This is a genomic window from Gramella sp. MAR_2010_147, from assembly GCF_900105135.1.
GTDB lineage: Bacteria > Bacteroidota > Bacteroidia > Flavobacteriales > Flavobacteriaceae > Christiangramia.
In genome coordinates, this window is the sequence record NZ_LT629741.1 from 2,158,224 (window position 1) to 2,181,392 (window position 23,169).

Here is a 23,169-nt window from a genome sequence, read left to right on the forward strand (position 1 = left end):
GTAGGTTTTTAGAATGACAGATTACAAAGTAAATTTACTGATTTTCAGTTATTTAAAATCAATCAGACCTTACGTATTATTTTCTGAAGTTGGCTAGACGAAAATAAATTCTCAACTCCTTTCTTGCTTTGAAGATATTTAAGAATTTCGAGATCAGTAATTTGATAAATGTCTTTTAGACCGCGGATTATAGTTAGCAGATACTGCTCATCGGGTTTATTAATTTCATTTTCCAAAAAGACTTCACTGGTAAAGGTCACTACAGGCTTTCCTTCAATTTCACCCAAATACAATAATAAACCATAACGGCCATCGCTCATGCAATTATAAAATCCATTCTTAATCAACTCTTTAAAATCTATTACGATCTCTCCTTCAAACTTGAGTTCCTGCCTAACCAGATCTATAAACTGACCGGAATTGATTAAATAAGTCCTTCCCAATGTATTCGCAGAAGAATCTTTTTTTGCTTTTAAAAAACAAATTCCGCCACCATTCCAGGTAGCGGATTTTTTGGCAAAATACATTTCATGATCTATGGTGATGGTTCTGCTGTCCCTGGGTTCAGATTTATCTACGCAACCTTTGAAATTTTTTAGGGCACCAGGAGGAGTTCCACCATTAATATAACACATGAAACGCTCCTTTCTAATATTGGAGCCATAACAGGCATACCAGATCTCTTTAATTGTTTCCTCCATAAAAATTATAGATCGTTCAATTCATCCTGAGTAAGATCCTGAGGTCGTTTTCCATATTTACGGGTATCTTCTTTAGTAAGGATTCTAAAATCTTTTGATTTTGGAGTATTATCCAGCTGCTTAAAAAGTTCATCAGACAGCGTAGTAAGCTTTCTTTTCTCAAGGTCTATCCAGGATCCCATCATTTCACAAGTGGCGCAATTCTTACCATTATGGTCATAGATCTTATGGGTAAATTCAAAGTACATCCCATCTTCAGAAAGTCCGCTTAATTCCAGCGTTACTGTTACCGGTTCCCCAGCAAATATTTCTTTGAAATAATAGATATGCTCGTAGAAGACAATGGGCCCCAGATTATAATGAGAGAGCTGCTTGTGCCCAAATCCATTTTCCATAAGGAAACCCATACGGGTATGGCTCATAAAATTTATAAATGCTGAATTGGCCAAATGTCTGTTGGCATCCAGATCACTCCATCTTATTTCAAATTTTTTGCTATACATAATCTTCAATTTATTCAAAACTACCAATAAATATTATGCATGCATAGCTAATTTTACCTAAGTTTATATTAAAATTGAAAAGCATGCCAATCATAACTGGAAACTATATTCCGCCAGGGATTTTTAAAAATTCAGATGCTTCCACGATCTTTGCTGCTACTCTACGAAAGGTAGAAATGCCGGTATATGAGCGGGAGAGAATAGAATTAAGCGATGGTGATTTTATAGATTTAGATTGGAGTAATGCTTCCAGCGAAACCGATAAACTGGTAATACTATTGCACGGACTCGCAGGAAATACCAGCCGGCCGTACATGCGCGGAATGGCCCGCACCTTTAACCATCAAAACTGGGATGCTGCTGCTATGAATTTCAGGGGTTGTAGTGAAGAACTAAACCGTTTTTTCAGAAGTTATCATGCCGGTGCCAGCGACGATCTTGCCGAAGTAATAACTCATATACTCTCCCTAAAGAAATATTCGAAAATTGCCCTGGTAGGTTTTAGCCTGGGAGCGAATATGCTCATGAAATACATGGGCGAAAACAGGAGCTTACCCAAGGAGATTATTGGCGGTGTAGGAGTTTCTGTACCCTTTGATCTTGCAGGTTCTCTAGGAGCTATCAATAGAATGAGGAATTTTGTCTATGCAAAACGCTTTGAACTAAACTTAAAAAAACATCTCTATGCCAGGGCTGAAAAATTTCCAGAGTATATTCAGAAAAATAATATTTCAGCCTGTAGTTCATTAAGGGATATTGATGATCTTTACACCTCCAAAGCCCATGGATATAAGGATGCATCAGATTATTATAAAAAAACCAGTGCTTTGGGTTTTCTCAAAGGAATTAAGAAACCTGTTCTTATTTTAAACGCTAAGAATGACAGTTTTCTTTCTCCCCAATGTTATCCTTATGAAATTGCCGAAAATTCAGAATATATTCACCTGGAAGTCCCTTCCTATGGTGGGCACGTTGGGTTTGTCACCAAATCAAACAACTTTTACCATGAAAAACGAGCCATAGAATTTATTGAATCACTTTAAGTTAAGTGTGAGACTATCAAATACGTAATCAATTGGAGATGCTATAGAATTGATTATCTTTGCGCAAGCTTTTAAAATTCAGGCATGATTCAATCTATGACGGGCTTCGGGAAAAGTCTTACTCAAATTCCCAATAAAAAAATCACTGTAGAGCTGAAATCTCTAAACAGTAAGAATTTTGACCTGAATGCGCGCATTCCTTCCCAATATCGTGAAAAGGAACTCGATCTTCGGAATATCATTTCAAATTCACTTGGCCGCGGAAAAGTGGATCTTTCTATATATGTTGAATATACGGGAGAGCAAACCTCTACAAATGTAAATACTGAGGTTGTAAAGAATTACATGGACCAGTTGAGGGATATCGTAAATGCCAGCGAGGTTGAATTACTGAAAATGGCCGTTAAAATGCCAGATTCTCTTAAAACCGAAAGAGATGAGATTGATGATGAAGAATTCAACGCAATTGAAACTGCTGTTAAAGATGCGCTAAAAGAGATCAATAACTTCAGAAATGATGAAGGGAAAGCCCTTGAAAAAGACCTTAAATTAAGAATTACAAATATTCAGGATCTACTGAAAGAAGTCATTAAAATTGATCCGGACAGGGTTGATGCCGTACGTGAAAGACTTCGTAAAGGGATCGAGGAGATCAAGGAACAAGCAGATGAAAATCGATTTGAGCAGGAGATCGTTTATTATATCGAGAAATTTGACATTACCGAAGAAAAAGTAAGACTTGACAATCATCTGGATTACTTTCAAAAAACTTTAAACTCCAAAGATTCCAATGGTAGAAAACTGGCCTTTATTTCTCAGGAGATAGGGCGTGAAATTAACACCATTGGTAGCAAATCAAATTACGCCCCGATGCAGCAATTAGTGGTGCAAATGAAGGACGAACTGGAAAAAATAAAAGAACAAATTCTAAACGTACTCTAAATGAGCGAAGGGAAACTTATCGTATTTTCTGCCCCGTCGGGATCTGGAAAAACCACGATAGTACGTCACTTATTAAAGCACCAGGAATTAAAGCTGGATTTTTCAATTTCGGCAACTTCCCGTGAACCCAGAGGAAATGAAACTCATGGCCAGGATTATTATTTCCTTTCCCTGCATGATTTTAAACAGAAGATCAAAAATGATGAGTTTCTTGAATGGGAAGAGGTATACCGGGACAATTTCTACGGAACTTTAAAAAGTGAAGTAGAACGTATCTGGAAAAAAGGCAAGCATGTGATCTTTGATATCGATGTGGTTGGGGGCTTAGATATAAAGAATATTTATCCCGAAAGGACCCTGGCGGTTTTTGTAAAGCCACCAAGTATTGAAGAGTTAAAGATCCGGCTGAAGAAAAGAAAGACGGAAAGTGACGATAAGATTAGCATGAGGGTTGCAAAGGCTTCTATAGAATTAGCAACCGCTCCTCAGTTTGATTTTATTATTGAAAATAATCATTTAGGCACGGCTTTAAAAGAAGCTTATAATTTGGTTTCAAATTATGTAGGTGCTGAAAAACCGGAAGAATGAATAGAAAGGTAGGTTTGTTCTTTGGAACTTTTAATCCTATTCACACCGGCCATTTGATCATTGCAAATCATATGGCTGAATATTCAGATCTTGAAGAAATCTGGCTAGTGGTTACGCCTCATAATCCACTTAAAAAGAAAAGCAGCTTACTTGATAATCATCATCGATTGGAGATGGTGCACAGGGCTTGTGAGAACTATGAAAAACTAAAGCCCAGCAATATTGAATTTGACCTTCCACAACCTAATTATACCGTAAAGACACTGGTACACCTTCAGGAAAAATTTCCTACTAATGAGTTTTGTCTTATTATGGGTGAAGACAACCTCAAAAGTTTTCATAAATGGAAAAATTCTGACGTGATTTTAGAAAACCATGAGATCTATGTGTACCCAAGGATTGCTCCTGGTGCAGTATCAGAAGAATACCAGGATCATCCCAGAATCACCAGGGTAAATGCCCCTATTGTTGAAATCTCTTCCACTTTTATAAGAAAATCTATTATGGAATTAAAGAATGTACGCCCTCTTCTGGATGAAAAGGTTTGGAATTATATTGATGAAATGAACTTTTATAGATAGGTAAAAGACTGTTTAAAAACCTATTTTGAATCTTCAATTTAGCTGATTGATCCTACTTTTTTCATTGTGGAACTACAAGCTTTAGAACGTCGACTGCTCTCAGTGTAACATTCTCAAAATTTCTAAACAGTCTTTTTTGTTTTATATTATCTTTTTGCTTCCATAGGTGGTATTCTTAGCACCTGTCCTGGATAAATTTTATCTGGATCCTGCAACATTGGTTTGTTGGCTTCAAATATCAATGGATATTGATTAGGATCTCCATAATGTTCTTTTGATATTTTACTTAAAGTATCACCTCTTTCTACAGTATGAAATACAGCTTCTGGCTCTGTATTTTCAACATCCATCTTATCATCAACCTGTGAGATCCCTTCAGAGTTTCCAACAACCAAAATAATTTTTTCCCGGTTGGCCTGGTCCAGAGCTTTTCCTGAAACAACCGCCATGTCATTCTCTATATGAATTTTTAAATTTTCAACTTTTAGATTCAGGTCTTTAATGGTTTCTTCAAGCTTTCTAGCTGCTTTTTCATTCTCTCTTAGGTCATCATTCGTTCCGGTCTCTTTTGACTTAGGTTTGTCTATTCCAAAAATCTTCTTGCCCGCGTCTTTAATAAAAGAAAATATACCCATTTTTATGATTTATAGTTAGTTAACTAAATGTACAAAAGACAATCAAGTCTGGACCTTTTCGCAATCCTAAAGTTTTCCAAAAAATTATTTAGAAATTAAAAAGACCGCTTCTTATGAAACGGTCTTTTCAACTAAATAACCAACCAAAAAAACTAAGAGCGTTCTTCTTGAAAAAGATGTACAGGAAGAACAGGTTTATAACGGTTCAGTTCTTATGAGATTGCATTTAAAGATTCCATAAATTGTTAAAGTTTAAAAACGAGTCTTTTTGAAATATTCTCAATAAACAGTAGGATTCAAAGCGAAAAACTTTAAATACTTCGAAATTTGACTATTTTTGGAAAAGAGAATGTAAATATATGGATAAAGCTCCGAGTTTTGGTGTTATTGGAGGTGGTAGCTGGGCCACTGCAATTGTAAAGATGTTATGTGAAAACCTGGAACAGGTAAACTGGTATATGCGTAGCGTGTACGCTATTGAACACATAAAAAAGCAGGATCACAACCCTAACTACCTAAGTTCTGTTGAGTTTGATGTAAACCAGCTTAATTTAAGCAATGACATTAATGAAACTGTTGCCGCCTCAGACTATATAATTTTCGCTATTCCATCTGCATTCCTAAAACGCGAATTAGATGCTTTAAAGGTTCCATTGACAGATAAGATCGTATTTTCAGCTATAAAAGGTATCGTTCCAGAAACAAGTTTAATTGTAGGAGAACATTTCAATGAATATTTTGAGGTTCCTTTCGAAAATATTGGAATTCTTACAGGTCCCTGCCATGCCGAGGAAGTAGCCCTGGAAAGACTTTCTTATTTAACCGTAGCGTGCCAGGATGAAAAAAAAGCGGAGATCGTAGCCGGATATCTTGGAAGCGACTATATCACTTGTAAAATTAGTGACGACGTTATAGGAACAGAATATGCGGCCGTATTGAAGAATATTTATGCGATTGCCGCAGGAATTGCGCATGGTTTGGGATATGGAGATAACTTCCAGAGTGTTCTTATGAGCAATGCGATTAGAGAAATGAAGAAATTCATTAAAAAAGTGCATAAGATGAAGCGGAATATCAATGATTCTGCTTACTTAGGTGATCTTCTTGTGACCGGATATTCTATTTTTAGTCGTAACCGAATGTTTGGAAATATGATTGGTAAGGGTTATACAGTAAAAAGCGCCCAGATGGAGATGAGTATGGTGGCAGAAGGCTATTATGCTACTGAAAGCGCTTATAAAATCAATAAGGCAAAAAAGGCGAAAACCCCCATTATCAATGCAGTATATGCGATACTCTACGAGGGGAAAAACCCAAAGAAGGTCTTCAATAAATTAGTAGATAAACTGGATTAAATCCTAAGATTTTTCTTACTTTATATTAATATAGTTGTTGAGATAATGACATTTCGACGACAATCTTACATGATTCATCGAAATAAATATTACCTTTACTATCCCAAACCCCTAATAATCAAATTATCATGAACACAAAATTCGCGAGCTTCTGCTTAATTGCAGCCCTGGCTATTACATCCTGTCAGTCTGATGTTTCTTCAGAAAATCCGGAAGAGATCAATGAAATTCAAAATAGTCAGAAAGAAAAAAAACATGACGTTAATAAGTGGCATGACGGTCCTTATTATCTAGATGGTGAATCAGGAAAGAATTTACACGATCCTGGAGCTTTTGAGGGAGCGCTGGCAAATTGTGATACGTATGGCCACTATGATGGAAAAGGAGAACTACTGGCCGTTTATGATGCGCCACAATCATACCATGGCGAAATTGACGTTGAAAATATCGTTATCAGCGACCAATTAAATATTTGTGGCACCCTAAACATTCGTGAAAGCGTAAAAGTTAATCAGGGAGGCACCTTTAATCTTGGTGGAGAGATGATCACTGAAGGTGATGTAAAAGTGAATTATGGAGGTCATCTGGTTGTAGAAGGCAATGTTATTATTAAAGGAGATCTGGTGTTACATAACAATACCATTCTAAGGTTCCTTGGAAATAATAGTTCTATAGAAGTTCTTGGAAAAGCAAAGATCTCAAAGAAAGCACTTATAGAAGGTGAATTTGAAGATGTCTCGCAAAAAATAAAGTAAATTCCAAATTAGAATATTTATAAAGGCTGGTTAAAAAACCAGCCTTTTTTATTGGAAAGAATTTTCTTATCGGTTTTTTCTTACGTTTTATCGAATAGTCCTGCTATTCAAAGAGTTTCTATTTTTTTGCTCGGTTTAATTGCTATTTTTACTTGCCCAAATACAAAAACCTAACTTATTTTATGACTCAAAGATTATTCTTACTTAGCCTTTCTTTTGCTTTAATATTTATCTCCTGTCAAAAGGATGAAAAATCAAATAACGATCTGGTAGAGCAGCAATCAAACTTCAATATCTCTACAGAGACTTCAGAATTACAGGCAGCTATAAATTTAGAAGAAACCGGGGTCATTGGAATATCACGAATAAATAATGATACTAGAAACCAGGAACCTGCCTGGATCTTCGGGATCGAGCAAATCGCTTACCTTGAACCACCAAAATTGAACGGTGAAACGCTTCGTGCTACTCACGTTGATGTAAAAGGGAATTTCGCCTATGTATCTTATAATAAAGAGGGTGCAATATACCTTGGTGCGATAGATATTGTAGATGTTAGTGATAAATATAATCCAGTGCTTGTAAGTAGAATGAAATCTAATATCGCAGATATTAATTCTCTTTATATAGACACTAATAACAATATCGTTTTTACAGGAGCTTCCATCAATGGCGAAGGAGGAAATCACAGCCTTTTGGGATATGTCTCAACCCAGAACGGACAGTTTTCCTCAGATTTTGAACTGGATTATGCGCTTGCAGGTCATACAGGTGTACATGTATTAGACTTTAATGGAAATACAATCTTAATTAGTGGCAATTCAGGAATTGCAGGAAGCTATAAGCTTTCAGGTGCTAACAGTGCGTTCACTTCTGGAGCTGAGATTGGCCTTGGCGATTTGAGATATGCTGCAGGCAATGATAATAAACTCGCTGTTTTAAGTGGTGAGGATGGACTTTTAGAGTTTAGTTTAAACGAAGAATTTATAGAGAACCATGCCATAGGAACTGCTACATTAACGCCAGAATCAAAGAGAACAATCGCATGGTATGGCAACAACGTCTTAGTTTCTGAAGGAATTGAAGGAGCAGGAATATATAACTTTGACGCAGGTCAGAAAGTGATGACATTACCATTGAGGATACATCCTGATGCTTCCAGCATAAATACTGAAGATAAGGTAACGAATGCCATTTCTACAGACGGTAATTTTATTTATATGGCCAATGGCGGAGCGGGACTTGACATTATAAAATTAAATGAGCAACTGAATCCCATTGCTGAAGGTGTTGCTGAAATTGAAGGAAGTGCAAATTTTGTTCAGGCTAAAGGAGAATATATCTATTTGGCAACTGGAACCGGATTGAAGATCCTGAAAATTATCACTCCACAAACAGATATAGAAACAGGTAACTTTCTTACCTGCTCAGAATTTGACTTATATACCGGAGGCAAAAACCTCACTATCCCATCAAATTCCATGGCTTCCTATAATGGTTTAATGAACCTAAAGCATCTTAATGTAAATGGTACCTTGAACTTCTGTGGAGAAATGCTTATTGAGAAAAGCGCCAACTTAAGTAGTGAATCAGTGCTTAACGTGTCTGGAAACTTTAAACTTGGAAACAAGAAATCTTCAGAAAATCTTGTAATAAGTTCCAACAGTAGCTTTAAAATTGAAGGCCTGGTTGAAATTCATGGAGATCTACATATTCAAAGTGAAGGGACATTGGAATTTATTGGAGAAGATTCCAGGATCTACGTTTCAGGAGACGTTAAAATCAATAGCGGGGGTAAAGTACTGGGTAATTTTGAAGATCTAAATAATAAATTCAATTAGTTTAGGTTAAAACGACGTTGAAAGAAGAAGCCTCCATTTTTGCGGAGGCTTTTTTATTTTTAGTTTATGAAGGCATGTCTATTTTGCTAAAATCCCTTTTTCAGGAATAACAGGTATTTTTACCGCAGTACTTTCTTTAATAGTATTTGGCTTAAAAAGAAAAGTCTTTTCCATCATCTGCGTTCCGGCAAAATAAGTGACTTTGAATTCATTGTTCAGTTTAAGAACCTCATCCTGTAAATACTCCACCTTTGCGAAATTCTTTGAAGGCAACACTTCAATTTTATGCCGCATTAGAGAAGTCTCTCTTTTCTTATCAAAACCTTTAGAAACAATAAGAACCATTTCTATGGGTTCATTGGTGTTATTAACCAAATACACATTCCATTCATATGCCTCAAATTCTTCGTTGAAGACTTTAACCGCGGCTACATGAACATCTTTAACTTCAGGTATTTCGATATCCTTTTTCAAAACTTTTCTTTCGCTTTCTCTTTAATTTTTTGCCAGAGCAACCATAAAAAAATAACCGCAACAGCTAATAAAATAAGGCCTAAAGTGATCTTTATCAAAGCAATTACGAACGTGATATAAATTATTATACCCAATATCACAACTGCTAAAACCAGGAAGCTGTATTTTTTCATTAAAGTGCTGACTTAAATTGTTCCAGGAATCGAAGATCGTTTTCATAGAACATTCTAATATCTTCTATTTGATATAGTAGCATTGCAATTCTTTCTATTCCCATTCCAAAAGCAAAACCTGAATATTCCTGAGGATCTATATTGCAATTTCTTAAAACATTCGGGTCAACCATTCCGCAGCCCATAATTTCCAGCCAGCCGGTACCTTTGGTAATTCGGTAATCAGTTTCGGTTTCCAGCCCCCAGTAAACATCCACCTCTGCACTTGGCTCGGTAAACGGGAAGTAAGAAGGTCTCAACCTTATTTTCGATTTTCCGAATAATTGCTTTGTAAAGTATAAGATGGTTTGCTTCATATCTGCAAACGAAACATCCTTATCTATATATAAGCCCTCCACCTGGTGAAAAATGCAGTGCGACCTTGCTGAAATTGCTTCGTTCCTAAAAACCCTTCCAGGAGAAATAGTTCTTATTGGTGGTTTGTTTTCTTCCATATATCTTACCTGAACCGATGAAGTATGGGTTCTCAATAAAATATCAGGATCTGTTTGAATAAAGAACGTATCCTGCATATCTCTGGCAGGATGATATTCCGGAAGGTTCAAAGCCGTGAAATTATGCCAGTCGTCCTCCATCTCAGGCCCTTCAGATACATTAAAACCAATATTAGAAAAGATCTCTGTGATTTGGTTCTTAACGATAGATATAGGATGTCTGGAACCAATCTCAACAGGCTCCGCAGGTCTGGAAAGATCTCCATAAACACCTTTTTCTTCCTGGGTATTCTCGAGCTCTTCCTTTAAAGAATTCACTTTGGCCTGAGCAGCCGTTTTCAGTTCATTAATTACCTGACCAAATTCTTTTTTCTCTTCATTAGGAACATTCTTAAACTCCGCAAAAAACTCATTAAGCATTCCCTTTTTTCCCAGATATTTTATTCGGAATGCTTCGATTTCGTCTTTTGTCTTCGCACTAAAGCTTTCAACATCAGTGATATGTCCTTTAATTTTATCGATCATAGGTGATTTCGTTTCGGAAGCGCAAATTTAATAAAATTTAAACCTAAACTTCAGCTTTTAAGGCCTTATTCAGTTTTTGATTTTTCCGAAGCGGCCCTAAGTGGGGTCAATTTGTCTTTATAAATATAATTCATCAGAAAAAACACAGATAAAGCCCCGAAAGTATGCCATAACCAGTGAGTTCCCATCGGGAAGATATAGACAAAATTATCAAGGATCCTAAAGCTTATTGCACATCCAAAACTCAAAAAAGCCAGTAAAATGAGCCACCAATGGTGTAACCTGGTAGTATAGAAATAAAGGATAATGGGTGACAGCAAACCTATAGCTGTAGCGATATATCCTACCGAAGTATTTAAATGTTGGGGTAACGGCAGTAATTGAACGCCAAAGACAAGGAATAAAACCAATAAAATAAGTATTAGCCTTTTTTGCCAGGTTGCCTTTAGTTTTATCGTATAATAGATAGAAACTGCAAGACATAGCACCACTATTGGTAGCCAGTCCATATACATCCAAATATCATGACTACGAGTAGCATGATACACAGTACCTCCAATAAACCCTGTAAAAAGAACAGGGATGCTCCACGCCAGGAATCGGTGATTTTTATAATCTCTATAAACTCTCAATGAAAAATAGATGATTATAAGTAAGAAGAAAATATTGCTGTATGTATTAAAAGGCTCTACGGGCAACCTTCCCGCTAAAGTTTCCTGGTAAATAGGCCCGCTATCCTGCGGAAAAGAAAGTAGAGAAAGTCCCAGATTCATTTAGGAAATATACTCTTTTTCCATAAAATATTGTACGATGGCTTCCTTCATTAAAACTGATTGCTCACCGGCCTTTAACGTAGGTAATTCCTCTTTTATTTTAAAATGTGGCCAGCCATCTTCATCATAAAAATCGAATTCATAATAACCATACGGCTCCAGTAAAGTGCAAATGGCTATATGCATTAAATCTATTTTATGATCTTTTTTATATCGCTTATGGGGCTGCCCTAACTCCTGTACTCCAATTAGATAAATAATAGCATCCAGTTCCATTAAATCCCCATCTGCAAATTGATCTGAAAGTTTCTTTTGAACTCTCTCCCATCTATCTTTTAGTTGTTCATCTCTTGCCATATTGCAAAGATACCATCTAGATTTAATAATTATTATATTTGGTTTATGAATACGGTGGATATTATTTTAAGCCTGGTACTTTTATACGGATTAGTACGTGGCTTTTTCAGAGGATTGCTTACCGAGCTTGCTTCCCTTATAGGAATTGTTGCCGGAATTTACGGCGCCATTCATTTTTCACATTTTTTAGGTAATATCCTGGTTAATCATGTAGATTGGGAAGTTCAATATATTAATCTTATTAGTTTTGCGATCACCTTTATCCTTATCGTATTTCTGGTTTCCTTAATAGGAAAAATGCTTACGAAGATCGCTGCTTTTGCAGCTCTTGGAATTGTTAACAAGCTTCTTGGTGGAGTCTTTGGACTTATAAAATCAGCTTTCGTTACCAGTGTGATCATTATGTTCTTTAAAGCTACCAATGAACGTATAGAGATCATTGAAGATAGAACACTGGAAGAATCTATACTTTATGAACCCGTTGAAGGGATCGCCCCCATTATTTTACCATCTATCATCAAACAGGTACAGGAACGAGATCTGTTGAATGATGACGATGATGTAGCCAGGCTTTAAAATATTAAAAAATCCGGAACATAGTATGCTCCGGATTTCTCTTACTTTTCATAGCCTATTCTGGCCGATTAGATGAATTACAATAAAGTAACTTTTCCGCTGGAAATCGAGTAAACCCCTCCAACGATCTTAATCTCTCCATTCTCTTCCATTTCTTTTAAAATAGGACTCTTACCCCTAATTCTGTCCATGGTGAGCTTTACATTGTTTTCCACAACATCTGCAACAAAAGAATCGTTTTTAGAGTTTCTATCCCCATCGGTTTCTGTTGTCTCTACGGCTGGTTTTATATTACTTAGTAAATGAGTAATATTACCTAATTCAACGTCATCACAAGCCGCTTTTACAGCACCACATCCTTCATGACCCAGTACGAGTACAAGCTTACTTCCAGCTACCTTGCAGGAATATTCCATGCTCCCAAGAATATCGGTATTTTCAAAATTACCTGCTACTCTTGCAGCAAAAACATCTCCTACACCCTGGTCAAAAACAGTTTCAACAGGAACACGTGAATCTATACAGCCAAGAATTACTGCCTGTGGCCATTGCCCTCCAGTAGTTTTTTCTATTTGAGAACCATAGTTTCTCTGATGCATTTTATTTTCAGTGAATCTCTTATTTCCATCCATCAAATCTTTTAGAACAGCATCAGGACTTAATTGTGATTGTTTTTCTTTATTTATTATTTCAGTAATCATAATGTTATTTTTTATTAATTCTACTTAAGAATGCATAAGACATAGTGAAATCTATGCTTAAGCTGGCTTTTTATCTAAATTAAAAAATTGCTGGTAACTATCAGGATTTTCAACGGTTCCTCTTTCTGAAACGATCTTGATATTTATATTTTTTTCCTCAGCCTTAATTTTAAAGTCATCAAGAATTTCAATAATATCACTGTCCAGATATCTGGTTTTGCTTACATCCATCACTAGATAAGAATTTTCATCAAGGTTATTTAGCTCCTTAAGAATAGCTCCTTTATTGATAAAAGTAACCTCTTCAGCAAGTCTCATTTTTACTGTTTTACTTCCGTTTTCAACATTTTCGATATGAAGAAAATAAGAGTTCTGGTAACTTTTTATTAAGATCACAAAAACACCCACGACAAGACCTAAGCTAATCCCTATTAATAGATCTCCAAAAATGATTCCCACTATGGTAACTATAAAAGGTACAAATTGTTTCCATCCCGCTTTATACATATTTATAAATAAAGATGGTTTTGCCAGTTTATAACCAACCAGGAATAAAATAGCTGCCAATACTGAAAGTGGAATATAATTTAGAATATTTGGAATAATCACTACAGAGATCAGTAATAAGAACCCGTGTATGATCGCAGACATTTTTGTTTGTCCTCCAGATTGAACATTTGCAGAACTCCTAACAATTACCTGGGTTACAGGCAATCCTCCAATTAGTCCTGACACCATATTACCAGTTCCCTGAGCAAAAAGCTCTCTGTTGGTTGGAGTTGTTCTTTTATGGGGATCCAGTTTATCTATCGCCTCTACAGATAACAGGGTTTCTAAACTTGCTACCAATGCAATGGTAAAAGCTGTGATCCAAATTTGTGGATTTCCTATCATTTTAAATGATGGGGTAGTAAACTGGCCCATGAATGAATCAAAACTGTCTGGCACCGGCACATTTACCAGGTGATCTGCAGAAATTCCCATGGTTTCAGAATCACGGGTTACAAGGTAATAAACGATACCTACCACCACCGCAACTAAGGGTCCCTGAACTAATTTGAAAAATTTTCCTTTTTTTGACAGTACTGCTTCCCAAAGTATTAAAATGGCCATCCCTATAATCGCAATCAGGGTAGCTCCAGGACTAATATTATTAACAGAGTTTATTATTTCGGAAAAAGTATTCTGTCCATCTACCTGGAAAAAAGCCCAGTCTCCCTGAGGATCATCATCATATCCAAAAAAGTGAGGAATTTGTTTCAGAACTATGATAATACCGATACCGGTAAGCATTCCCTTAATCACACTATTTGGAAAATAATATCCAATAATTCCCGCTTTTAGAAATCCAAATAGAATCTGAATCACTCCGGCAAGTACCACAGCCAACAGGAAATTTTCATAACCTCCCAAACTGGAAATGGCTACCAAAACAATCGCGGCAAGACCTGCAGCAGGACCACTTACTCCTAAACTGGCTCCACTTATAGAACCAACTACAATACCGCCAACAATACCGGCAATTAAACCGGAAAATAGCGGCGCACCACTAGCCAGGGCGATCCCTAAACATAATGGAATAGCAACGAAAAATACGACAACACTTGCCGGAAAATCTTTATTAAGATTTTTAAACATAACATACTTGTTTTAAACAGGTCTAAAAACCTGTTGAATTTTTACAAAATAAAATGATAAGGGAGCCTAAAGATTCCCTCAAATGCCTTAGTAATGGCATGTAAGAATTAGAAGAATATTATACTATTTTTGGTGGAGGGGAAGAAATAGAAAGGAAGACTTTGTACCGGTTCTCTTTATAAAAATGACCGTCTATCTTCATAATTTGAAGAAAATGAATACTATCATAATTAGAGACAGTTTCTTCAATTGTATATTCTAAATTAATTTGATTCTTGGAAGAACTCTCCTCTTCATTTACATTGAATGCAATAGAGATATCTACATTTCTATCGATCAACGAAATTACCGTTGGAGCGAATAAAAATGTAACAAATATAAATCCCAGTATATAGGCAAACAGCTTCACGGCGGCAAAAATAGGCAATTTTAACAAATACCAATAAGTTTAATCATATCGAATAGTTAAACTATTATCAAAAAATCTTATAGCATTTTTATTTTGTCTGAATTCACCCAGCCCTGAGCGCCATTAGAAAGTTCGATCCTGGACCATTCCTGGTAATCTTCCAGGATCTTCGCTTTGGTTCCCTCATGGAGCTGAAAACTAGCTTCACCACGTAAAGTAGGTTCATCACGAACCTCAACCTCTTCTTCAAAAATAATGGCATATTGATTATCCTGAACATAGGACTGCTGCTGAAACGCAAAAGTGACTGAGATCACACAACAAACAACGCAAATCATCGCTCCGGTAAAGAATACTCTTTTATATAGGGATCTACTTGCATAATAATAGAGAAGAAAAAGAATTACAAAGAATACCGAATATATTATTGCCATTACCGCCCAGGTTGTATAGGAAAAAGTTGAAACAAAATTATTAAACCACATGGAAAAGCCGGTTTGCTCAATCTTTTCAATATCATCAATTACCATATTTCGGGCAAATTCAATATTATTCTCTATATCTTCATCTCCGGGGTCTAACTGAAGTGCTTTTTCATAATAGTAGATACTGGGCGCCACATGATTCAGTTTATAGTGTGCATTCCCCAGATTAAAATAGAGCTCGGCCGAAGTTTCTCCCTCTTCTAAAATCATTTCATATTTCGAAATAGCCACTTCATAATCACCTTTCTGGTAGGCTGAGTTTGCTTCATCAAACAATTCTGTATTTTGAGAGAACCCAAAGAAGCTCAACATTATAAAACAAAATAATATCAACTTTTTCATTCCTATAACTGTTTATCAAGTGTTGAAATTACAAGAACTGCCTGGTTATAATCCTGCTGCATGGCATCTGAAGATGCCGGTGTATATCTGGCAAACTCACAACTTTCCAGCAACGAAATAAAATCTGAGCTTGTCTGATCGCTCACCCCCTTTTCATGTAGCAAACCTGAAATTCGCTCTTTACTCATTTCACCGGTCTGGATCCTTAACTTCGCTTTTAAATAATTATGCATGGAACGCTCTAAAGCGAGATAAAATTCTTTTTGATCACCAAGGTTCTTTTTCGCTTCTGAAAGGTATCTTCTGGCGAGTTTATCGGCTCTTCTAATTCTGTTACCCTTTACATCATTAGCCCTTTGCTCTCGCTTTTTTCCAAACATAATAAAAAGCGGGATTGCTGCAAGTGGAAGGATTAAAGCGCTCCAGAAACCTAAAGACCCCAGGAAACTATCACTGTTTACGGGTTTTAAACTGGTTTTTAATTTTATAAACCTAAACTGATTCCCGTCAATAGCCAGGCTTTGTTTATTGGACCCTGAAAATCCCGAAGGCTCATTTCCTGCCAGCGGTCCTTTTTCAACATTGATCACAAGCTCCCCTGATGCATGAGTTTTGTATGACTCGGTAGAAGGATCAAAATAAGAAAATGATAAAGCCGGTATTGGATATTTACCTTTTCGTGTGGGAACAATGGTATAGGTTTCAGCAATACTCCCCTGCATTCCGTTCAGATTTGTATTTACGTTCTCCTGTCTTTCCGGATCATACATTTCAAGAGAAGATGGCGCTGTAAGTTCAGGGAGATCAAACAACTTAAGATTTCCGTTTCCACGAACTTCCACTTTTGCCTGAAGACTTTCACCAGCATTCAAATCATCCTTATCCGCCGTAACATTAAAATCAAATTTTCCCACAGCACCCGTAAAATTAGCAGGCTTTCCAGCTGGAAGTGGTTTTACATTGATCTTTTTATTGTCGGCAGCTACGGTCTTATTAACCGTTTTATAAATTCGGCTCCCAAAAATATCCCTTCGCTCACTAGGCACATCTACGGCGATAGAAAGTGTAAGTGGTTCAATATTTAGTTCGCCTGTTTTCTGCGGATAGAGGATCGTTTTTCTAAGAATGACATAGCGATAAGGTTCCCCCCTGTATTCGCCGTTTTCTACCCTTAGCTGTTGAATATCGATACTCTGGCTCCAGAAATCATTGTATTTAGGACTGTCTAATTCTCTCCAGTTACTTACACTCACACGCGGGCTCACATACAGCTTATACACAACGGTAAGCGCCTCATTTAAATAGGGACTGGCCTTGGAAACCTCGGCTACCAGATGCAAATTATCTTCTGCGATCATCTCGCTGCTATCACCATCGGTAGGTTTATCTACCGCAGCTGTAATTTCTACAGAAAGTGGCGAAGTTTTATATGTTTTATCATCGATAACGATCTCTGCCTGTCCTATGGTGAGCCTACCCCTTTTCTTAGGCTGAAGATAAAAACTGTAGGTTTTTGAATACGCCATTTTCCCGTTAAGAATGCTGGTGCTTATTTTCTGATTGGGTCCACCAACAACGGTAAAATCATTAAATGACGGCGGATTGAAGTTGTCCCCATCTTCATTCATTTCAAAATCTACCCTAAGCCGTTCATTAATTCCCAGCTTTTCTCTGCTCACCTTTGCTTCAAACCTTACCTGGGCCTGAATAAGCCCGGAAGCAAACAATAAAAAACTTAAAATTAAATACCTCAATTTCATCTTTTTCCTCCTATAGAATCGACACATTTTGTCGAAAAAAACCTTTAAATGTTACCAATCTTTTTCAGATTTTACTTTTACTCCTTTTGCTTTTTCAGCATTTATTTTATCCTGAACCTTCTTTTCTTCATTATTCATAGCCTCTAGCAGACTTTGAATTTGCTGAGGAGAAAGCTGTCCCTGAGCAGGTTTTGGCTGCTGTTGTTTTTCTTTATCGCCTTTTCCTTCATTCTCCTTCTTTTCATCTCCCTTATCTTTTTGCTTATCCTCATTTTGATCACCCTCTTTTTTATCTTTTTCATTCTCTCCTTCATCCTGGGGCTTTTGATCCTGTTTGTCATCTTCTCCGCCTTCACCGTCCTTCTTGTCTTTATCCTGCTGATCTTTATTTTCGTCCTTTTTCTCGTCGTCCTGCTTGTTCTGGTCTTTATTTTGATCCTGATCTTGCTTCTCCTTCTCCAGCATTTTCTTGGCCAAAGCAAGATTATACCTGGTCTCCTCATCAGTAGGGTCATTACGAAGTGCTTCCTTAAAAGCATTCACAGCTTCCTGATAATTTTCTTGCTGCATATAGGAATTCCCGAGATTATGAAAAATACGATGTTTTTCTTCTTTTGTAGTACCGATCTCTGCAGCTTCTTTTAAACGTTGCTCAGCGTTCAAAGATTTCTCTTTGGTATAATAGAGGTTTCCCATATTATACTTCGCATTCAGGTTTGAAGGATCCTTTGAAATTGCTTTTCTATAAGAGGCTTCGGCGCTCGCGAAATCATTTTCAGCTAAAGACTCCTGGGCCTCTGCAATATATTTATCTGCCTCTCTTTTGAGCTTTTCAGGTTTTTCCTGGGCAGTAACAGCACTTACCCCAAAAAGGATAAGAATCCCTGAAAATAGAATGTATCGTTTCTTAATCTTCATCTGCTTTCGTTCCTTTTCTTTTTCTTTCGTTGAACAGGTTCAGTCTTTTTAACCAGGCGGTGCTTCGCTCCAGTATAAAAATATCAAGAAATAATAATGCCAAACCTAATGCCAGAAACCATTGAAAATGAGATTTAAAGTCGGCAAACTGCTTTGCTTCAAATTCAGTCTTTTCAATGTTCAGTAATTCTTCATTCACACGATCTACCACGTTGCCGGTCACATTTCCTTCAATATAACTCCCATCGGTAACATTTGCGATCTCCTGCAGCGTTGCCGGATTCAATTTTGTGATCACCGTTTCTCCCTGCCTGTCTTTCTTATAATTCTGAACGACACCGTTCCTCTTAATAGGAATAGGCCCTCCTTTTTCGGTACCTACTCCAATGGTAAAAATACGAATTCCTTTTTCAGCTGCCTGCTCTGCAATGTCTTCTACATTTCCTTCATGATCTTCCCCGTCACTTAGAATAAACAACACTCTATTAGTCTGCTTATCGTCATCGTAATAAGTGGTTGCCAGTTCTATGGCATCACTTATCGCTGTTCCCTGTGAAGAGATCATATCGGTATTCAATGCCTGCAGAAACATTTTTGCTGCTGAAAAATCTGTAGTTATCGGCAATTGAGGATAGGCTCCTCCTGCATAAGCAATAATACCAACCCGGTCACTTCCTAAAGAGTTGAGGATCTGACTTACCAATTGCTTAGATTTCTCCAGGCGATTAGGAGCAATATCTTCAGCATCCATACTCTTTGAAACGTCTATGGCAAAAACAATATCTACACCTTCACGCTTTACCGTTTCCATTTTAGTTCCCATCTTGGGATTTACCAGCGCAATTACCAGACTGGCTAACGCAAGAAGAACAAGCACTATCTTTATAACAGGTTTTGATCTTGATCTGTTTGGCGCAAGAAACTTAAGTAACTTATTGTCTGCAAACTTTTTCCTGGTACTATTCTGCCAGAAAATAAAGATCAGAAATAACAGGGCGATCACTGGAATTACCAGTAATAACCAAAACCATATTTTTTCTTCTAATACAAACATTTATATAAATCCTCTAAAAATTGTGAGTCTTAAAAGCACTTCGAACAATAATAGACCACCGGCCAGTAGAACTAACGGGCGGTATTTCTCATCGTAATTGTAATATCTGAATTCTTCAATCTCCGTTTTTTCAAGCGAATCAATTTCAGAATAAATTTCTTCCAGCTTTTCATTATTGGTAGCCCTGAAGTATTTCCCTCCGGTAGCCGCAGCAATTTCCTTTAGCAAATCTTCATCTATTTCCACCTGAACGTTCCCGAACTGAATCCTTCCAGTTGGGGTAACCCTAACTGGAGACAAAGCCATTCCATTACTTCCCACTCCAATGGTATACACTTTTATGCCAAATTCAACCGCAAGTTCACTCGCCGTATTTGGATCTATAAATCCGGCATTATTTACCCCGTCTGTAAGCAGTATGATCACCTTGCTCTCTGCCTCGCTATCTTTAATTCTATTTACTGCCGTTGCAAGTCCGGAGCCTATAGCAGTACCGTTTTCAAGGACATTATTGTACTCGATATCTTCCAGAGCATCCAGAACTATCGCTTTGTCACTTGTAATTGGTGTTTTGGTAAAGCTTTCTCCGGCGTAAACCACTAATCCAATCCGGTCTCCGGGCCGATCCTGAATAAACTCTTCAGCTACATTCTTTGTGGCATCAAGACGATTTGGTTGCAGATCCCGCGCAAGCATACTTGCAGAAACATCTATCGCCATCACAATATCTATTCCCTGCGTACTACTGGTTTGTGTTGAAACATCTACTGTCCTTGGTCTCGTCATCGCCGTTATTATTAATGAAAGCGTTAGCAACCTTAGCAGGAACAGTAAAGGTCTTAGTTTTGGAAGAATCCCAGGTTTTGTTTTAAAGCCTTTAGTACTTGAGATCTTTAATTCTGGTGTTTGCTTGTTTCGTTTCCAGAAATACCAGGCTATTGCCAGCGGAAGCAGCAAAAATAGCCAGAAGAATTCCGGGTTTTCAAATGTAAAATTTGCAAACATTATTCGTTCAAATTATTTATTTCTACCGAGTTGATGATCCGCTCTGAAATCTCTTTTGCATATTGATCATTTTCATTAAATATTACCATGATCTGCTCAAAACCACCTTTCTCGGCGAAATTCAGAATTACATATTCATTAGGAATAGATTCTCCGGTCACAGGATTTTCTGCATCCAGAGTTCCAAAAACTTTTAAACCTTTAGCTCCATTAAGCGTAGTGAAATCTTCCTGTTTCATTACAATATTTCTCGCTCCCTGCCCCTCCAGACTGGTATAAATACCATCTACCGCTTTTTTAAGGTCGAATTGTACCTCTCCTTTAAACTTGATCGTACTCAGGGTGGTGTAATAATTACTTAATAAGCTTCCATAGATAAAAGTTTCAGATCCTACCATCATCTGTTGTACTTCCTGCGGCATTTCAATTTCTCCACGTTTAAGTACTCTTGGGGTCGTAACCGCAACACTAGGATTTCCATATTCACTTCTAATCCATTCGCCTTCCAGCAATTCTTTTGTAGGATGGCCTAAATAAGTATCTTTTACATAGGTATAGCCTTTTGTGGCAATAAGAGCAGTAATTCCCAGCACTATGACCACAATCCCGGCTACAATTCCAATGATGATGCGTTTCTTTTTTCGCTTTCTGGCCTGTTCCTGAAGAAAAGCTTCATCCTGAAGTAATTCTTCCCGTGTAGGTTCAGGGACAGAAGCCCGAAGATCATCAATAATATGTTTTGTTCTGGAACGATCTTCCTTGGCAGTGATCACATCTGGTTTCGATCTGGCAAACTTGGCAAGATCGGCTCTTTGTAAAATTCTTTCAAAATCACTGATGGTTCCATCGGTCAGTTTTAATTTACCTGCATCTTTCTGGGCGCGCAAATAAAGAATCAGCTCATTCGTGGTTCTTTCAAGACCATGATCGTATATTTTTCTATCCAGGTATTTCCTAACAGCAAAACTCAGTTGAGAATAATATTCTTTAATCTCCCTGTTTTCAAGCAGGTGCGAGTTATCTAACTTCTGGAGTTCAGCCATGGCCTCTTCATAAGGAGGTAATTCTGGTTCCTGAGTATCTTTTTTCTTTTTTCTTATAATTAAAAAAGCGACAATTCCGGCAATCAAAAAGATCCCAAGCAGCCACCAAACCCAATCTGGAATACTAAAACCGGCATCCACCTCTACAGAGGCTTTGATAGGATAAAGTTTCTGTTTTGTAGTATCTACTACTACATCATTTACCTCAATGGCAATAGAATCTGTGAAATAAGAACTGTTTTTTATTAAGATTTCCTGACCTGGAATCACATATTTTCCTGAATCGAACTGGGTTAGAAAATATTCCTTAAGCAATCTGTAATTACCGTTTTTTCTTATTGTATCCGGCTCCAGGGATTCTACCATTTCCAGAGGGGAAAAAGTTTCTCCTTCAGGAAAAACCACCAGGTCCCCAGGATCTGTTTGCACTTCTATCTTATATTTTATCTGCTCGCCAATTTTTATTGTAGTAGAATCTATGGAAGCAGACACTCTGGATTGTCCTGAAACTTCGGAAAAAGAAAATAGCAGGCACATAAAAAACAGAAATCCCAGGCCTCCTGAGATATTGAATTTTAAGTATGTTCTATCGTAAATTCTATACATTTTCTTTTAAGCTCTTCTTTTAAAATAGCCCAGTAATTTTTTTACATAACTCTCATCGGTGCGATTATTAATCACTCCGGCACCGCTTAGCGAAAAACTCTGGTGAAAGTAATTTAACCGGTCATTATAATACTTTGAATAAGATCTTCTCACAGACTTTGAACCGGTATTTACCATCATATATTCTCCGGTCTCTTCATCCAGCATTTGAACCATCCCCAGATTTGGAATAGTTTCTTCCATTTTATCAAAAACCCTTATCCCGGTCACATCATGTTTACCCGCAGCGATCTTGAGGGTATGTTGATATTCGTCTGCCATAAAATCTGAAAGCAAAAAGACGATCGCTTTTTTCTTCATAACATTAGATAGGTATTTTAATGCGGCTTTAATATCTGTATTTTTATTCACCGGCTTAAATTCCAGTAATTCTCTGATAATTCTTAATACGTGAGATCTTCCCTTTTTCGGCGGAATATATAGTTCTATCTGATCTGTAAACAGCATCAATCCAATCTTATCGTTGTTATTCGTCGCTGAAAACGCCAGGGTAGCAGCGATCTCAGTAATGACTTCTTTTTTTAGCTGCTGCTGTGTCCCGAACATTTCCGAACCAGAAACATCTACCATCAACATCATGGTGAGCTCTCTTTCTTCCTCAAAAACCTTTACAAAAGGTTCATTATAACGGGCAGTGACATTCCAGTCTATACTTCTCACATCATCTCCAAATTGATAAGCACGAACTTCACTAAAGGTCATCCCCCTCCCTTTAAATGTAGAATGATATTCCCCGCCAAAGACGTGATCGCTCAGTCTGCGAGTTTTAATTTCTATCTTTCTAACTTTCTTAAGGAGTTCTTTTGTATCCATCTTTTTCAATAAACAATTC

General features: G+C 37.1%; 25 protein-coding genes. 8 read left to right on the forward strand and 17 right to left on the reverse strand.

Annotated features, from left to right (window positions below):
• Positions 1–62: 62 nt before the first annotated feature.
• Both BLT95_RS09750 and BLT95_RS09755 read right to left on the reverse strand, forming a co-directional pair.
• Positions 63–701: a hypothetical protein gene (locus BLT95_RS09750; protein ID WP_089665902.1), complete on the reverse strand. Its 639-nt coding sequence runs from the start codon at positions 699–701 to the stop codon at positions 63–65.
• Positions 702–706: 5 nt separating this feature from the next.
• Positions 707–1,204 carry a thioesterase family protein gene (locus BLT95_RS09755; RefSeq protein WP_089665903.1) on the reverse strand — a complete coding sequence of 166 codons (498 nt, stop codon included), beginning with the start codon at positions 1,202–1,204 and terminating at the stop codon, positions 707–709.
• Positions 1,205–1,287: 83 nt separating this feature from the next.
• Here BLT95_RS09755 and BLT95_RS09760 point away from each other — a divergent pair, with 83 nt between their 5' ends.
• From BLT95_RS09760 to nadD, 4 genes are all read left to right on the forward strand, one after another.
• The gene (locus BLT95_RS09760) at positions 1,288–2,247 is read left to right on the forward strand and encodes an alpha/beta fold hydrolase (RefSeq protein WP_089665904.1); all 960 of its coding nucleotides are present in this window, start codon (positions 1,288–1,290) and stop codon (positions 2,245–2,247) included.
• A gap of 84 nt (positions 2,248–2,331) precedes the next feature.
• Positions 2,332–3,189, forward strand: coding sequence for a YicC/YloC family endoribonuclease (locus BLT95_RS09765; RefSeq protein WP_089665905.1), 858 nt, complete (start codon positions 2,332–2,334; stop codon positions 3,187–3,189).
• Positions 3,190–3,777, forward strand: coding sequence for a guanylate kinase (gene gmk / locus BLT95_RS09770; RefSeq protein WP_089665906.1), 588 nt, complete (start codon positions 3,190–3,192; stop codon positions 3,775–3,777).
• Complete coding sequence (gene nadD, locus BLT95_RS09775; RefSeq protein ID WP_089665907.1) at positions 3,774–4,358, forward strand: nicotinate (nicotinamide) nucleotide adenylyltransferase; 585 nt, start codon at positions 3,774–3,776, stop codon at positions 4,356–4,358. Before gmk ends, nadD begins: the two co-directional genes overlap by 4 nt.
• Positions 4,359–4,504: 146 nt before the next feature.
• Here nadD and lysM read toward each other — a convergent pair whose 3' ends face one another.
• A complete protein-coding gene (gene lysM / locus BLT95_RS09780) occupies positions 4,505–4,993 on the reverse strand; it encodes a peptidoglycan-binding protein LysM (RefSeq protein WP_089665908.1) in 489 nt (162 codons plus the stop codon).
• Positions 4,994–5,352: 359 nt separating this feature from the next.
• On the opposite strand from lysM, the gene BLT95_RS09785 reads away from it, so the two are divergent.
• The 3 genes from BLT95_RS09785 (at position 5,353) to BLT95_RS09795 (ending at position 8,944) form a co-directional block, all read left to right on the forward strand.
• Complete coding sequence (locus tag BLT95_RS09785) at positions 5,353–6,348, forward strand: NAD(P)H-dependent glycerol-3-phosphate dehydrogenase (RefSeq protein ID WP_089665909.1); 996 nt, start codon at positions 5,353–5,355, stop codon at positions 6,346–6,348.
• A gap of 128 nt (positions 6,349–6,476) precedes the next feature.
• Positions 6,477–7,103, forward strand: a complete 627-nt coding sequence (locus tag BLT95_RS09790; RefSeq protein WP_089665910.1) for a hypothetical protein — start codon at positions 6,477–6,479, stop codon at positions 7,101–7,103.
• Positions 7,104–7,285: 182 nt separating this feature from the next.
• The gene (locus BLT95_RS09795) at positions 7,286–8,944 is read left to right on the forward strand and encodes a hypothetical protein (RefSeq protein ID WP_089665911.1); all 1,659 of its coding nucleotides are present in this window, start codon (positions 7,286–7,288) and stop codon (positions 8,942–8,944) included.
• Between the two features lie 78 nt (positions 8,945–9,022).
• Here BLT95_RS09795 and BLT95_RS09800 read toward each other — a convergent pair whose 3' ends face one another.
• The 4 genes from BLT95_RS09800 to BLT95_RS09815 all read right to left on the reverse strand — a co-directional run bounded on the left by BLT95_RS09800 (position 9,023) and on the right by BLT95_RS09815 (position 11,740).
• Entirely contained in the window at positions 9,023–9,418 is a 396-nt protein-coding gene (locus BLT95_RS09800) for a hypothetical protein (RefSeq protein WP_089665912.1), read from the reverse strand.
• A 172-nt stretch (positions 9,419–9,590) separates the two neighbouring features.
• Positions 9,591–10,610, reverse strand: a complete 1,020-nt coding sequence (gene pheS, locus BLT95_RS09805) for a phenylalanine--tRNA ligase subunit alpha (RefSeq protein WP_089665913.1) — start codon at positions 10,608–10,610, stop codon at positions 9,591–9,593.
• A gap of 65 nt (positions 10,611–10,675) precedes the next feature.
• On the reverse strand, positions 10,676–11,383 hold the full coding sequence (locus BLT95_RS09810) for a hypothetical protein (protein WP_089665914.1): 708 nt from the start codon (positions 11,381–11,383) through the stop codon (positions 10,676–10,678).
• Positions 11,384–11,740 carry a hypothetical protein gene (locus tag BLT95_RS09815; RefSeq protein ID WP_089665915.1) on the reverse strand — a complete coding sequence of 119 codons (357 nt, stop codon included), beginning with the start codon at positions 11,738–11,740 and terminating at the stop codon, positions 11,384–11,386.
• A 45-nt stretch (positions 11,741–11,785) separates the two neighbouring features.
• On the opposite strand from BLT95_RS09815, the gene BLT95_RS09820 reads away from it, so the two are divergent.
• Positions 11,786–12,316 carry a CvpA family protein gene (locus BLT95_RS09820; RefSeq protein WP_089665916.1) on the forward strand — a complete coding sequence of 177 codons (531 nt, stop codon included), beginning with the start codon at positions 11,786–11,788 and terminating at the stop codon, positions 12,314–12,316.
• A 77-nt stretch (positions 12,317–12,393) separates the two neighbouring features.
• Here BLT95_RS09820 and BLT95_RS09825 read toward each other — a convergent pair whose 3' ends face one another.
• The 10 genes from BLT95_RS09825 to BLT95_RS09870 all read right to left on the reverse strand — a co-directional run bounded on the left by BLT95_RS09825 (position 12,394) and on the right by BLT95_RS09870 (position 23,150).
• Positions 12,394–13,017 carry a carbonic anhydrase family protein gene (locus BLT95_RS09825; RefSeq protein WP_089665917.1) on the reverse strand — a complete coding sequence of 208 codons (624 nt, stop codon included), beginning with the start codon at positions 13,015–13,017 and terminating at the stop codon, positions 12,394–12,396.
• Positions 13,018–13,074: 57 nt separating this feature from the next.
• Positions 13,075–14,655: a SulP family inorganic anion transporter gene (locus BLT95_RS09830; RefSeq protein ID WP_089665918.1), complete on the reverse strand. Its 1,581-nt coding sequence runs from the start codon at positions 14,653–14,655 to the stop codon at positions 13,075–13,077.
• A gap of 118 nt (positions 14,656–14,773) precedes the next feature.
• The gene (locus BLT95_RS09835; protein ID WP_089665919.1) at positions 14,774–15,091 is read right to left on the reverse strand and encodes a hypothetical protein; all 318 of its coding nucleotides are present in this window, start codon (positions 15,089–15,091) and stop codon (positions 14,774–14,776) included.
• Between the two features lie 50 nt (positions 15,092–15,141).
• Positions 15,142–15,891, reverse strand: a complete 750-nt coding sequence (locus BLT95_RS09840; protein WP_089665920.1) for a tetratricopeptide repeat protein — start codon at positions 15,889–15,891, stop codon at positions 15,142–15,144.
• Between the two features lie 2 nt (positions 15,892–15,893).
• Positions 15,894–17,651, reverse strand: coding sequence for a BatD family protein (locus BLT95_RS09845; RefSeq protein WP_089665921.1), 1,758 nt, complete (start codon positions 17,649–17,651; stop codon positions 15,894–15,896).
• Between the two features lie 51 nt (positions 17,652–17,702).
• A complete protein-coding gene (locus BLT95_RS09850) occupies positions 17,703–18,569 on the reverse strand; it encodes a tetratricopeptide repeat protein (protein WP_089665922.1) in 867 nt (288 codons plus the stop codon).
• Entirely contained in the window at positions 18,559–19,623 is a 1,065-nt protein-coding gene (locus BLT95_RS09855) for a VWA domain-containing protein (RefSeq protein WP_089665923.1), read from the reverse strand. Before BLT95_RS09855 ends, BLT95_RS09850 begins: the two co-directional genes overlap by 11 nt.
• A complete protein-coding gene (locus BLT95_RS09860; protein WP_089665924.1) occupies positions 19,624–20,628 on the reverse strand; it encodes a VWA domain-containing protein in 1,005 nt (334 codons plus the stop codon). It lies immediately after the preceding gene.
• The gene (locus BLT95_RS09865) at positions 20,628–22,277 is read right to left on the reverse strand and encodes a BatD family protein (RefSeq protein ID WP_089665925.1); all 1,650 of its coding nucleotides are present in this window, start codon (positions 22,275–22,277) and stop codon (positions 20,628–20,630) included. The genes BLT95_RS09860 and BLT95_RS09865 overlap by 1 nt, the downstream gene beginning before the upstream one ends.
• 6 nt (positions 22,278–22,283) lie before the next feature.
• Entirely contained in the window at positions 22,284–23,150 is an 867-nt protein-coding gene (locus BLT95_RS09870; protein WP_089665926.1) for a DUF58 domain-containing protein, read from the reverse strand.
• Positions 23,151–23,169: the final 19 nt, after the last annotated feature.

What these genes read in the sequence shown, in the direction of transcription:
- BLT95_RS09750 (WP_089665902.1), bottom strand. Translation starts at nt 701, where the DNA reads ATGGAGGAAACAATTAAAGAGATCTGGTATGCCTGTTATGGCTCCAAT.
- BLT95_RS09755 (WP_089665903.1), bottom strand. Translation starts at nt 1,204, where the DNA reads ATGTATAGCAAAAAATTTGAAATAAGATGGAGTGATCTGGATGCCAAC.
- BLT95_RS09760 (WP_089665904.1), top strand. Translation starts at nt 1,288, where the DNA reads ATGCCAATCATAACTGGAAACTATATTCCGCCAGGGATTTTTAAAAAT.
- BLT95_RS09765 (WP_089665905.1), top strand. Translation starts at nt 2,332, where the DNA reads ATGATTCAATCTATGACGGGCTTCGGGAAAAGTCTTACTCAAATTCCC.
- gmk (WP_089665906.1), top strand. Translation starts at nt 3,190, where the DNA reads ATGAGCGAAGGGAAACTTATCGTATTTTCTGCCCCGTCGGGATCTGGA.
- nadD (WP_089665907.1), top strand. Translation starts at nt 3,774, where the DNA reads ATGAATAGAAAGGTAGGTTTGTTCTTTGGAACTTTTAATCCTATTCAC.
- lysM (WP_089665908.1), bottom strand. Translation starts at nt 4,993, where the DNA reads ATGGGTATATTTTCTTTTATTAAAGACGCGGGCAAGAAGATTTTTGGA.
- BLT95_RS09785 (WP_089665909.1), top strand. Translation starts at nt 5,353, where the DNA reads ATGGATAAAGCTCCGAGTTTTGGTGTTATTGGAGGTGGTAGCTGGGCC.
- BLT95_RS09790 (WP_089665910.1), top strand. Translation starts at nt 6,477, where the DNA reads ATGAACACAAAATTCGCGAGCTTCTGCTTAATTGCAGCCCTGGCTATT.
- BLT95_RS09795 (WP_089665911.1), top strand. Translation starts at nt 7,286, where the DNA reads ATGACTCAAAGATTATTCTTACTTAGCCTTTCTTTTGCTTTAATATTT.
- pheS (WP_089665913.1), bottom strand. Translation starts at nt 10,610, where the DNA reads ATGATCGATAAAATTAAAGGACATATCACTGATGTTGAAAGCTTTAGT.
- BLT95_RS09810 (WP_089665914.1), bottom strand. Translation starts at nt 11,383, where the DNA reads ATGAATCTGGGACTTTCTCTACTTTCTTTTCCGCAGGATAGCGGGCCT.
- BLT95_RS09815 (WP_089665915.1), bottom strand. Translation starts at nt 11,740, where the DNA reads ATGGCAAGAGATGAACAACTAAAAGATAGATGGGAGAGAGTTCAAAAG.
- BLT95_RS09820 (WP_089665916.1), top strand. Translation starts at nt 11,786, where the DNA reads ATGAATACGGTGGATATTATTTTAAGCCTGGTACTTTTATACGGATTA.
- BLT95_RS09825 (WP_089665917.1), bottom strand. Translation starts at nt 13,017, where the DNA reads ATGATTACTGAAATAATAAATAAAGAAAAACAATCACAATTAAGTCCT.
- BLT95_RS09830 (WP_089665918.1), bottom strand. Translation starts at nt 14,655, where the DNA reads ATGTTTAAAAATCTTAATAAAGATTTTCCGGCAAGTGTTGTCGTATTT.
- BLT95_RS09840 (WP_089665920.1), bottom strand. Translation starts at nt 15,891, where the DNA reads ATGAAAAAGTTGATATTATTTTGTTTTATAATGTTGAGCTTCTTTGGG.
- BLT95_RS09845 (WP_089665921.1), bottom strand. Translation starts at nt 17,651, where the DNA reads ATGAAATTGAGGTATTTAATTTTAAGTTTTTTATTGTTTGCTTCCGGG.
- BLT95_RS09850 (WP_089665922.1), bottom strand. Translation starts at nt 18,569, where the DNA reads ATGAAGATTAAGAAACGATACATTCTATTTTCAGGGATTCTTATCCTT.
- BLT95_RS09855 (WP_089665923.1), bottom strand. Translation starts at nt 19,623, where the DNA reads ATGTTTGTATTAGAAGAAAAAATATGGTTTTGGTTATTACTGGTAATT.
- BLT95_RS09860 (WP_089665924.1), bottom strand. Translation starts at nt 20,628, where the DNA reads ATGTTTGCAAATTTTACATTTGAAAACCCGGAATTCTTCTGGCTATTT.
- BLT95_RS09865 (WP_089665925.1), bottom strand. Translation starts at nt 22,277, where the DNA reads ATGTATAGAATTTACGATAGAACATACTTAAAATTCAATATCTCAGGA.
- BLT95_RS09870 (WP_089665926.1), bottom strand. Translation starts at nt 23,150, where the DNA reads ATGGATACAAAAGAACTCCTTAAGAAAGTTAGAAAGATAGAAATTAAA.